Source organism: Thiogranum sp. (assembly GCF_058323355.1).
Genome location: NZ_JBTTIO010000022.1, coordinates 1 through 12,546, shown reverse-complemented (window position 1 = coordinate 12,546; position 12,546 = coordinate 1). Strand labels below are relative to the sequence as shown.

Sequence of the window (12,546 nt, the reverse complement as noted above, 5' to 3'; positions counted from 1 at the left end):
TGATATATCCGCAGATGTGCCGATAAGTTTCCCGGTACCTGTAGCCCAAATCTGGTCACCAGGATTTTCAGGATCAAAGGTGAACCAGTAGACTACCAGTGTATTAGACTGCGTGGGCAGGTGTTCGAACAAAAAGCCCTGACCATCGGTATCCGGATTAAACCAGGAGCCTTGTACGCCCTGGTTAGGTAAGAAAGGTATCTCAGCCCAGGCCATCGAAACCATCATGAGAGACGTAGCGCATAGCACGGCAAGTTTGGCAGAAAATCGCATCCCAACTCCTTCACATCTAACTTGTTAAGCCTATTAACAATAGGCGCAAAGTAGAAAGGTTGCAAGCAGCCGAACAAACTACCCATTGCGGCTAGCACTCGATTTCTAATTTATATTATAAGTGAAGTTCAAGTTATCAAAGACACATATTTCATGTGTGAAAAATGCTTTTAAAAATTTTTTCGATAGCGAAACACGTACATCACCCCCCCTTGGCAAGCAGGTTAACCATGGGTGCTATCGCTTTGGGCAAGCCATAGATAGACAGACAGGTATCGTGGATTTCCCAACCGGATTTGAATTAAGATCGGCTGGTGATCACCGCTTGTGCATGAACCGGCGGGGCACCAATGAACAGGGTAAGACATATGGAGTCACTCAAGGGAGCAATGGCCGTGGAGCCGGCATTTCCTATCGCCATCATTGGCGTAGCGTGCCGCCTACCCGGTGGCGTAGATGGCCCGGAAAGTTTCTGGCAGTTACTGCTGGATGAAGTGGATGGCGTCAGCGAAATACACCCGGATCGATGGAATATCGAACGATATTATTCACCTGACCCGCAAGTTCCCGGTAAATCCCAGGCGAAATGGGCCGGGCAACTGGAGCAGATCGACCAGTTCGAACCGGGTGCTTTCGGCATCTCTCACCGGGAAGCCAACTACATGGACCCCCAGCAACGCCTGCTGCTGGAATTGACCTGGGAGGCTTTCGAATCCGCAGGTCAGGTGCAGGCTGACCTGGCTGGCTCCAACACTTCCGTGTACGTGGGTGTCAGTACATCCGATTATGCTCTGATGCAACTAAGTGCCGAAGTGGAACCGACATCTCATGCCGCCACTGGCGGCGCGTCCAGCATTGCCGCCAATCGTGTCTCCTATTGTTTCGATCTGAGCGGTCCCAGCATCACTGTGGATACTGCCTGTTCCTCATCTCTGGTGGCAGTCAACCTGGCTTGCGATAGTATTTGGTCAGGAAAATGCGATATGGCTCTGGCAGGCGGCGTCAATATCATTATTTCGCCCTCACCTTTCATTGCCTTCTCTGCAGCGTCGATGCTGTCTCCAGATGGCCGCTGCATGCCGTTCTCCGCCAGTGCCAACGGCTTCGTTCGGGGTGAAGGCGGCGGCATGATTTTACTCAAGCCCCTCAATCAGGCGCTGGCCGATGGTGACCCGGTCATGGCCTGTATTGCCGCCGCCGGTATGAATCAGGATGCACGAACCAATGGCATCGCAATGCCCAGCAGCGCAGCGCAGGAAGCCTTGTTGCGGAATATTTATAGCCGCGCTGGTATCGATGTGAACGACATTGCCTATATCGAGGCTCACGGCACCGGCACCTATGTCGGAGACCCGGCTGAGTGTCAGGCACTGGGACGCGCCCTGTTTAAAGATCGCATTCAGCCGTGCCCGATTGGATCGGTTAAAAGCAACCTCGGCCACCTGGAGGCTGGCTCCGGCATCACCGGTCTGATCAAAACAGCGTTGGTATTGCAGCACCAACAAATACCCGCCAATTTGCACCTGGACGAACTCAACCCGCAGATTCCGTTTGAAGACCTGGGTATTGTGCCGGTTGCCAAAACCCGGCCTCTGAATATCAACGGCCACAAACCAATTTATGCAGGTGTTAACGCTTTCGGTTTTGGCGGTACCAATGCCCATGTGGTACTGGCCAGCCACAGCCGGAAAGATCAGGAACCATCGGCCAGTGTGACCGAACTGTGCATGGATCGCTATCTGTTTCCGGTATCTGCCCGAAGTGCTGCTGCACTCAAGCAGCAGGCGGAGCTATGGTTGAACTACCTCCGTTCCAGCCGGGCGGGGCAAGCGACAGTGGCCGACTTTTGCTACAACGCTTGTGCCAGGCGAAACCACCTGGCCAGCCGACTGGCTCTGGTGGTGGAAGACAAGGCTCAGTTGTGTGAACAGCTGCAGGCTTTTATCCAAGATGAAGGGCGTCCCGGCATGTCCTGCGCCGATGCCGTTTCTGGGCCAGATCAGCCACCGGTATTTGTTTATTCGGGCCAGGGGCCACAATGGTGGGCAATGGCGCGGGAACTGCTGCAGCATAATCGGTGCTTCCGTCGGCAGATCGAGTTGATTGACGCCGAATTGCAGGCCTATGCCGACTGGTCCCTGATGGATGAATTGCTGAAAGACGAAGAGCAGTCGCGCATGCAGGATACGGCATTTACCCAGCCTGCCCTGTTCGCGATACAAATGGGGTTGACGGCACTTCTGGCAGAATTGGGCATTCGGCCGGCCGCCGTGCTTGGACACAGCGTGGGGGAAGTGGCTGCCGCCTGTGTCTCCGGGGCACTGAGCCTTGCCGATGCAGTGAAGGTCATCTTTTATCGCGGACATTGCATGTCAGTCGCACCCGGTGGGCGCATGCTGGCCATTGGTATCGATATTTCCAGTGCCGAAGAACTGATTGCCGGCACCGATGGACTGGTTTCCATTGGGGCGCATAACGGACCGCGATCCGTCACCCTGTCGGGTGATCCGGCGCTTTTGAAGGACATTGAAGCGCGCTACCTCGACAGTGAAATTTTCTGCCGTTTCCTGCCTGTCGATTACGCTTTCCACAGTGTACAGATGGAAGCTGTGCAAGAGAACCTGCTTGAGTTTCTGAAGGACATCGACCCTGGACCTACCAAGCTGCCGATGATCTCGACTCGAACGGGTGTGGCGGTGTCGGCATTCAGCCTGGATGCCGAATACTGGTGGCATAATGTACGTGACAGCGTGTTGTTTGCCGAGGCGATGGACACCCTCGTTGAACAGGGCTTTCAAATCTTCCTGGAGATCGGCCCCCACCCGGTTCTGGCAACCTCTATTAAACAGAATGCGGCCCGGCACAACCAGCCATGCAACGTCATCGCAAGCCTGCGACGGGACGCGCCTGACAGTTTGCAGATCAATGCAATGCTGGCCGGACTTTATACCGCAGGATGTCCCCTGAATTGGGAAAAAATCTGGACTCAACCAGGTGGTTTCATAGCACTGCCTGGCACAGTCTGGCATCGGGAAAGATTCTGGAACGAAGGAGAACTGGATCGGGACCGGCGTGTTGGCAGGATTGAACATCCCCTGCTGGTCAACGCCAGGCATGAAACCGATCAGGCATGGGAAGTCCAATTGGAGCTGGCGCATTTTTCCTTTCTCAAAGACCACCGTGCCCAGGGCCATATTATTTTCCCTGCTGCTGCCTATGTCGAGATGGCACTGGCTGCATCGAAAGCGCTGTATGGTAAACCCGGTGTCGTTGAGGGGCTTCAATTCGAAAAGGCGCTCATCCTGCCGGAAAAAGGACCGGCCGCGCTGGTACAGCTCACTTTTTACGAGGCAGACAGGCGCTTTGTCATCAGTTCCCGAGAGGGCAGTGCAGCCAGCCCGGAATGGCAACGGCATTGCCAGGGTTACCTGAGACAACCCCAAACCACTAACGTCAGCCCGCCAGCCGCCCTTGAATTGGACATCCAGTCCATGCTCACTGCTGACATGTGTTACCGGCGATTTGTCGATGTGGGCCTGAATTATGGTCCTTGCTTTCGCTCGATCCAGACCATTGGGCAGGCCGGAGCCCTGGCCCAGGGCCGGGTATGCCGGGTGGCTGAACTCCAGGACACAGAGCACTATCTGTTTCACCCCGCCCTGCTCGACAGCTGCTTTCAGGTCATCATTGGCGTACTGCCTGATGACCACGCCACCAAGCGTTTGTTTCTACCCGTTCGCATTGACAGGATTCAGTTGTTTTGCCAGGTGCCTGCCGTACTCGATGTACAGGTCATACTCCGCCGCGGTGATGAGCGAGCAGTTGAATGTGATCTGCGCCTGTATACCTCCGATGGAAAGATCTGCATGCAGATAGACGGTTTCAGTTGCCAGGCGCTGGCAATGGCCCAGCATGGTACCCAGGTAGCGGGCAGCAAGCTGTATGCAACCAGATGGGAACTTCAGCCATTACCGGCCATCGGCGCTGCGCTGCAAACTGATACTTCAGAAATTGTGCTGGATGTGGTAGATCCTTCCTTTCGGAAAACGCCTGTTTTCGTGCAAGGAGACCGCCTGGACAGGCTGCTTGTTTTGATGAATCAACTGGCAACAGCCTACACCGTCAACGCCTTTGAACAACTAGGGCTGGATCAAAGCCCAGGTGCCGTGTGGCAGAAAGAGAAACTGGCAATCGATGGGCCGCAATCCGTTCTGATGAATCACCTTTTTCAGTCATTGCGTGATCAGGGTGTTCTGCTGTCCGGTACCGGTGGTTGGCAACGCAGTCAGCAAGCGGTCGACACCGATGTGATCGGACAGTACCAGTATATATATACCCGGTACCCCGATTTTTTTGCAGAACTGACCTTATTGAGCTGTTGTGGAGAACATCTGGCCGAGGTGCTCAATGGTCATCTGGATGCACTGGAATTGCTGTTCGCCTATGATCAGGGAATCACAGCAGATCATTTGTATCAGGATTCGGCCTCATTCAAGCCGTTTAACCACATGATCGCCGGCATCGTTGCCCGTGCCGCTGCAGCACTACCCGAAGGGCGCAAGCTGAGAATACTGGAAATCGGTGCCGGTACTGGCGGGCTTACTCACCATGTCCTCACGGGTATTCCGGCCGACGGGACAGACTATTTCTTTACCGACATTTCAACGCAATTTTTCTCTGCTGCCGAACTGAAGTTCAGTGACTGGGGAGGGCTGAAATTTTGTACTCTGGATATAGAGCAGAACCCGGTTCAACAGGAGCTGGAAGCTCATTCTTTTGATATTGTGCTGGCTTCCAACGTTTTTCATGCGACCGAGAGTCTGCGCACGACATTGAAGCATGTGCGCCAGTTACTGAGTCCTGGTGGGTTGTTGTTATTCCTGGAAAGTTGCGAACAGCGATTCTGGCACGACATCGTCTTTGGTCTGACACCCGGCTGGTGGCGGTTTACTGACCACGAGCTGAGGCCGGAATACCCGCTGATCAGCCCGGAGCAGTGGACCATGGTCCTTACAGACACGGGCTTTGATGATGTTGCGACCCTGTTTCCCGATGAACGCAACCTGGGACAGGTCGTGATGCATGCCCGGATGCCCGAAGCGAGTGCACCCGTCATTTCGACAGATGCTGCATGCTCCCCGGAAGCTGTTAATGGCGCACAGGAACAACCAAGCTGTGAACCGCAGCAAGAGCATTGGTTGATACTGGCTGATCACCAGGGCCTGGCACGTAGCCTGAGTGGGATCATGCAACCTGCCGGTATACAACACAGTCTGGTCGAGCGGGCAGAGGAATATGCCGAAGATGGGCAGTCCTTCCATCTGCCTCCGGAAGATGATGACGCTCTGACTCGCCTGTTGACCGTTGCGAACAATAGGGAACCGGTCACCGGCGTCCTGTATCTGTGGGGTTTGGACCATGACGCCGCAGATGCGCTGGATCTGACCGGACTGCATACAGCCGAAGCCGACGGTTGTCACTTTCTCATGCGTTTGATGCAACAGGTTAGTGAAACCTGCGCGGACAGCCTGAAATCTGTGGTCATTGTCACCCGAATGGCCCATCCACGTCACAACCAGGAGTCGGCATTCTCGGTGCAACAGTTTGCGCTGAATGCTTTTGGACGTGTGGTGCAGAACGAGTACCTTCAGTATCACCACCGCCGCGTCGACCTCGACCAAACACCCCTGGCGGATCAGGCACAAAGCCTGTGGCAGGAAATGCAGCGGCCAGATGACGAGGACGAAGTGGTATTTCGTGGCGTCGGCCGTTTTGTTCCGCGCATCGACAATCTGCCATCACCGCAAATAGACCTGGATCCTGAGGCACCAGACTACGACACCAATATTTCATACCGGCTTATACCCGCCGATTCGAGCGTGATTGACCAGCTGGCCTTGCACGAAGTGCCCCGGGCGGAGCCTGAAGCAGGTCAGTTGCAGATACAGGTGTACGCAGCAGCGCTCAATTTCCGGGACGTGCTTAAAGCGCTCGGCCTGTACCCGACAGATCGCGGAGATACGCTCTTTCTGGGTGATGAATGTTCAGGAATTGTCACCGCGATCGGTGAGGGGGTAACAGGATTTTCAATCGGTGATGAGGTTATGGCCCTTGCCTCGGGTAGTTTTAGCGATCGGGTAAACACCCCCGATGGCGCGGTCGTGCACAAACCCGCGGAACTTCCGTTCGAGTCGGCAGCCACGCTGCCGATCACTTTTCTGACCGCCTGGTATGCAATGCATGAATTGGCGCATATTCAGTCTGGCGAGACCATCCTCATCCAGGCGGCTGCCGGGGGCGTTGGATTATCGGCATTACAGTTGGCGCACGAAGCAGGCGCACGGGTTTTTGCTACGGCGGGGACCGAATCGAAGCGGGATCTGCTCCGCAACCTGGGTGTGGAGCATGTGCTCGACTCACGCTCGTTGAGCTTTGCCGATGAAATCATGGAACTGACCGATGGTCGGGGCGTGGACATCGTCCTCAACAGCCTGTCCGGTGACGCCTTGACGGCAGGTATTTCCTGCCTGGCGCCTTTTGGCCGTTTTTTGGAATTGGGTAAGCGCGACATTTACCAGGATAGCCGCATCGGTTTGTGGCCATTTCGGCAGAATTTAAGTTTTTACGGTATTGATCTGGGCCGTCTGATGGCAGACAAACCCCGGGAAATCCAGCGCATGCTGGAAATTCTCCGTCGCAAGTTAGTCGATCACAGCTACCATGCGCTGCCTTACCGGATGTTTTCGCTCAGGAACATACACGATGCTTTCAACTACATGGCCAAGGGCAAGCATACTGGCAAAGTGGTCATTTCCATGCACAGGCAGCCACTGCGGCTTCGATGCCGACTACCCGAAAAGATCAGCCTCAACAGCAGCGGCAGTTATCTGGTAACCGGTGGATTGGGCGGCTATGGCCTGGTGCTGGCCAAATGGCTGGCCAGCCGGGGTGCAAAAACACTGATTTTGGCCGGACGACGGGGAGTCGGCGATCACGATGCAGCCAACGAGGTCATCGCAGAACTGGAGTCCCAGGATATCACCGTCATTGTAAGTCAGCTGGACGTGTCGGATAACACTCAGGTGAAAGCACTGTTGGCGCGCATTCGTCAGGACATGCCGCCGCTGCGCGGAATCTACCATACTGCCATGGTGCTCGATGATGAGTCTCTGGCCCAGCTCACAGCCGAGCGGTTCAGGAAGGTCATGGCGCCCAAGGTGGATGGCTGCTGGAATCTGCACGAGGCCAGCCTGAAAGACCCCATAGAGCAGTTCGTTTTGTTCAGTTCCATCAGTTCTATCGTGGGTATACCCGGGCAGGCCAGCTACGCGGCAGCGAACGGCTTTATGGATGCATTCGTTCGCTACCGACGCAGCGAGGGTCTCGCTGGTCTGAGCATCAACTGGGGACGGCTGGGTGAAGTTGGTTTTGTCGCTCGCAATCAATCGATGGCGGATTCTTTTGAACGGCGCGGGTTTTATAGCATTACGCCCGCTGAAGCCGTTGCGAGCATGGAACGTCTGCTGCTGATGGATGTTTCGCGCGCGATCGTTGGTTGTATGGATTGGCGCAAACTCAGCAACGGTACGCCTCGGTTCAGCCGGCTCGACACCACCGCACGCCATGCTGATGATGAGACCCAGGCGCGCGGACACATGAGCAAGCTGATACTGGACAGCCCCGAGGCCGAGCAAAGCGACATGTTACGGGCGTATATTCGTCAAAGAGTCGGCAAAGTACTTGGGGTGGCGCCTGATCGACTGGATCTCAACGGCCGTCTGAACGACATGGGACTGGATTCACTGATGACGGTCGAACTGATCAATCAGCTGGGAAACGACCTGGATGTCTCCTTCCGCAGCAGCGGGGTGATGCAGCACCCGACCACGCAGACACTGGTGGATCTGGCGCTGAAGCAACTTGAAATCATTGACACTGGCAATGATTCTTCAGCCGGGCCCCAAGCGGATGAAACCGGAGTATCCGCTTGCCTGGTTACCCTGAAGAAAGGTGCCGACGACAGAGCCCCGCTGTTTTGCCTGCACCCCAATGACGGTAAACTGGGTATTTATTCTGACCTCGCGGACACCCTTCCCGATGCGCTGCCGCTGATCGGAATCCGCACAGCCTGGTCGGGGCCGGGGCAGACCCAGTATCCGGGACTTGAAGAGCTCATCAGTTGTTATGTCGAAGACATCACCCGGTATCAACCAACCGGCCCCTACCATCTCGTCGGATTTTCATTTGGCGGCCTGCTGGCCACGCTCATTGCCGCCCGGCTGGAGCAGCAGGGGGCCCGGGTGGCCTTTGTCGTGGTACTCGACAGTTATGCAATCTGGACCGATAGCGACACCGCTCATATTCAGATTATTCAGGACCTGCTCCGGGAAGTGGTTTCCAACATTGTGCCGGAGCCGGAAGGTCGGGCTCTGATGGGTGAGGATAGCCCGGACCCTGATATGGACGCGCTGGTGGATATGCTCAAGTCCACGGCGCGCTACGAACGCAGTGATCTGGTCAAAACAACCCTGCTGGGCGAACTGGACATGGATGATACGCTGAAGGAATTTCTGAACGAGCTGATCGACAGTGTCGTTTTCCATACCTCTTTGGTTGAGGACATGACCTTGCCTGTGGTCAATGCATCCATATACTCATGGCTGGCTCGTTCAAGTCTCGCCCATACCTATCAGACCAGCGGGCAATGGGAGCGACACAGCCATGGCAACTGCCAGGAAGAAGTCATTGATTGCGGACACTGGGCGCTGATGGGACCACCCCACATTCAGACAATTGCCGAACAACTGGCACAGCTGATGACTGACTCACGCGGCGGTGCCGAGTGAAGTGGCCACAGGGCGGACTGTTAGTATTGATGCTGGTTTTACCTGGCCTGGCGCACGGCATGTAAAGATCTAACATACCGCCCGGCGCCTGTTCAATACGCCGCACTACATGTCCTTTTGCGCCGCATCACACGTTTTCTGGAAACACGTCGGCGCGTCATGACTCAAGGTGCAGGCAAAAACACGATAGCCGCCAGCTCCGGCCGCTGGCCAGGACGGCAGATGCATAGCCAGGCACCGCCGGCAGATCGAGCAGACGCCAGTGCCGGGCTTTTGCGCCGCTACCTTCGACCCGTTCCAGGCGCGGCACATCGCCGGGTATCACGCTGACATCAAAAGCATCCAGCGGATAAGAGAGTCCCCGGCCAATGGCCTTCATATACGCCTCCTTGCGCGTCCAGCACCGGTAGAAAGCGGTTTCTTTCTGTGCCATCGGCAGGTGCACATATTGCCGGTATTCCCAATCAGAAAACGATTTTCGCGCCAGCTGATCAGATGCGTGACCGGTTTTGATGCGTTCGATGTCCACACCGATCTCGCGGTTGCGAGTAAAGGCGAAGAGTCCCAGCCCGGAAGAACGAGAAACATTGAATCGCAGATCTCCGGTGGCCAGTGCCGGTTTCCCAAAAGCACCCTCGACCAGCCGTATCCGGGACGGATCACAGGACTGGTATCGGCCGATCAACCACCTCAGGCAGCCACGGCTGACTACATAGGCACTGCGGTCCCGGTCAAACAGGAACCGCTCAGCACGCGCACGCTCGGATACGCTCATCAGTGTGGGCATGGCACTCAGCGGTGTGCTGTCACCTGACAGCCTGACCATCCAGATGTGAACTTCATCCGCCCCCAGCGAATCCGGCCTGCCGGCTGGTATCCAGAAGCTCTCGTTCTGCCCCCCATTCCTCAGACTCATCCCTCGCATGTTTTACTGACTTCTCTTAGGCATCTAACCTGCATCCTGTACCAATGCGGACTGAATATTTGTAATTCTCTTTTCAAAACAACAGATTGTAGAACAACTTCACAATTTTCTCCGGTGACACTTTGTCCTATTGGACTGGTACTGCATTTACTTTTGCATTTAGGCAAATCCTCGATGCAACATGCAGGGTATAAGTAAAACAATCCCGTTTCCATCCCATGGCGCCAACAAATACCAGCAGTATTCGTTGTGAGTCTTGCAGGGCATAATGGCGCTTAACTCAAAATTTTTGAGTTAAGCGCGCTGGTAGGATCCAATAGGAAAAGTGATGTGAGCCTGCGAGACACACCACCTCGAACGGTGCTAAAAACCCAGAAGAGCCTTCTTTTTAAACACAACGCCCGGAGATCGCCCTTGTCATTATTCGCCAAAAAAGACGACGCTACTTTAAACGCGTATCCTTGGTATGCGCCCAAATGCTGGCACGGTATGCGCAGCGGCGATCTTTTTCGATTGCTGCGAAAGCATCGATTCCGGGTTTCGCCCACACGTTGGAGGATGGTGGTCACCGCGGCGATGGCGTCGATCCTCAATTCAGTACTCTACCAAGTTCAGCGGTTACGACACGACCGCCGGATAAGGGCGACCGAAATTTTGCAGCCGCCGATTTTCCTGATCGGTCATTGGCGCTGCGGTACCACCTTGCTGCACGAGCGATTGGTCCTCGACCGGCGGTTTACCTATCCCGACACGTTTGCCTGTTTCGCCCCGAATCACTTTCTGATTTCGCGAGGGATGATGCTTTGGTGGCTAAAATACCTGTTGCCAAAAAAGCGACCAATGGATCAGATGCAGTTAGGTTGGGATCGGCCGCAGGAAGATGAATTCGCGCTGATGATCCTAGGCCTGCCGAGTGCCTATGAGACGATGGGTTTTCCGCTCGACGTCCCGCCGGGAACGGATCTGCTGGAGGTAGACACTTGGGACGCCGCCGAACAGCAGCGATGGAAAGACGGTCTTGAGTGGTTTATTAAAGCCTTGACGTATCGCGATCTGCGGCCGGTCGTGCTCAAGAGCCCGACGCACACGTCGCGTGTTAAAACGCTGCAACAAATCTTTCCCGAGGCTCGCTTTGTGCGGATCGTGCGTAACCCTTATGATGTCTATGCCTCAACCGTGAGGCTATGGAAATCGCTGATCGACACGCAAGCCTTGCAGTTACCTAAGAATCTTGACTTTGAACAGGCTGTGCTGACCGGTTTTGTGCAGATGAACGACGCGTTTGAGCGTCAAAAAATGCTACTCGATCCGTCGCGGTTCATTGAGATTCGTTACGAAGATCTGGTCAGCGATGCCCCGGCGACAATGCGATTAATTTACGAACAGTTTGACCTGGGGGGCTTTGACGAGTATTTGCCGAAGCTGGAAGAACACCTGCGCGACGTGGCCGGTTATAAGCCTAACCGGTACCGGCTTGATGCGGCGACGTTTCAGGAGATCAATGATCGTTGGGCGAAGCATATTAAGTTGCAGGGGTATCCGCTTCAGACCGGGGTGGAAGCGGATGATGAATCACAGTCGTCCTGACTCGCATTCTGGTACCGCATCTTGACGGTATGCAGTAAGCCATCAGCACGACCACCGTAAATGGGCCGTTGCGGAATAGAAAGCAGGATCAGCTGGCTGAAGATCGTCGATGATTTGAAGCAATAATGCACCGAAGATAACGTGTCGCTACAAGTAAAAAATGACTGAGGGTCAATTGCCACACGCAAAGCCTGTTTTGGTTCGGCTAAATCAAACTTCTATCGCCCTATCGGGGCGCAAGCATCAGGCAGCGCTTTGCCATATCATTCATTATCTACTAACCGGACGTGTTCTTTCAGTCAAACAACCCCGTTGCTGCTGGAGCCCGACATTCAGGTAACAAGCTCAAGTCTGCCGGACGTGCTCTGTCATCAAGGTGGGCGCGGACACTGCTGGCCTTGCGATGTAACGACACAGGCGTTCCAGCTTATCTCGATCATGTACTCTGGCGGCAACCCCTGCATGCAGTGAAAAACCAGCTACATTGCCCACTCCGGGTGCAAACTGATCATCTTCACAATCGGGCAAGGTTTGTAAAGTGAATATCTTGCGCCCTTGTTGTGGTCCCACGGCAATTCGATAGGTAATGGGCCGCTCCTGCGCATTCATGCGCCCGCGGGACATTTCCAACTTCTACCCAAATTACGATGAACTACATAATGACCATACAAATAAATCAATTCAATTCAATGGCTCAAGTCCGACAGATTGCTGGCCCGAACATCAACAAGCCTTGCTACCTTTGGGCGACTGAGCAGGTAATCCAACCATAGCCTGGATAGTTTCTCCTGCACTGAATTTTGTCGCAAGCGCGCGTTAAGGTGCTCGAAATCGACTGCGTCCAGGTCCTGATCCTGGTTGTTACAGGAGTAGACGAAGTATTCCTCACCACTGTCCGGATCGACGTGGCGGCAC

General features: G+C 54.8%; 4 protein-coding genes and 2 pseudogenes. 2 read left to right on the top strand and 4 right to left on the bottom strand.

The genetic code is table 11. The features are described from left to right. Positions 1–273: pseudogene (locus ACW81B_RS04050) on the bottom strand (hypothetical protein); the annotation flags it as partial. A gap of 368 nt (positions 274–641) precedes the next feature. Between ACW81B_RS04050 and ACW81B_RS04045 the strand changes: the two are divergent. Continuing rightward, positions 642–9,119, top strand: coding sequence for an SDR family NAD(P)-dependent oxidoreductase (locus tag ACW81B_RS04045; RefSeq protein WP_491578932.1), 8,478 nt, complete (start codon positions 642–644; stop codon positions 9,117–9,119). Positions 9,120–9,276: 157 nt separating this feature from the next. Here ACW81B_RS04045 and ACW81B_RS04040 read toward each other — a convergent pair whose 3' ends face one another. Continuing rightward, the gene (locus ACW81B_RS04040; RefSeq protein ID WP_491578931.1) at positions 9,277–10,035 is read right to left on the bottom strand and encodes a 4'-phosphopantetheinyl transferase family protein; all 759 of its coding nucleotides are present in this window, start codon (positions 10,033–10,035) and stop codon (positions 9,277–9,279) included. A 339-nt stretch (positions 10,036–10,374) separates the two neighbouring features. On the opposite strand from ACW81B_RS04040, the gene ACW81B_RS04035 reads away from it, so the two are divergent. After that, on the top strand, positions 10,375–11,631 hold the full coding sequence (locus ACW81B_RS04035) for a sulfotransferase family protein (protein WP_491578930.1): 1,257 nt from the start codon (positions 10,375–10,377) through the stop codon (positions 11,629–11,631). 372 nt (positions 11,632–12,003) lie between these two features. Here the strand turns inward: ACW81B_RS04035 and ACW81B_RS04030 are convergent. Together ACW81B_RS04030 and ACW81B_RS04025 are read right to left on the bottom strand one after the other, a co-directional pair. Continuing rightward, positions 12,004–12,219: pseudogene (locus ACW81B_RS04030) on the bottom strand (transposase); the annotation flags it as partial. Between the two features lie 98 nt (positions 12,220–12,317). Then, the coding region (locus tag ACW81B_RS04025; RefSeq protein WP_491578929.1) for a hypothetical protein at positions 12,318–12,546 on the bottom strand (229 nt) is incomplete at its 5' end.

Coding starts and splice junctions, on each gene's coding strand:
- ACW81B_RS04045 (WP_491578932.1), top strand. CDS start 642: ATGGAGTCACTCAAGGGAGCAATGGCCGTGGAGCCGGCATTTCCTATC.
- ACW81B_RS04040 (WP_491578931.1), bottom strand. CDS start 10,035: ATGAGTCTGAGGAATGGGGGGCAGAACGAGAGCTTCTGGATACCAGCC.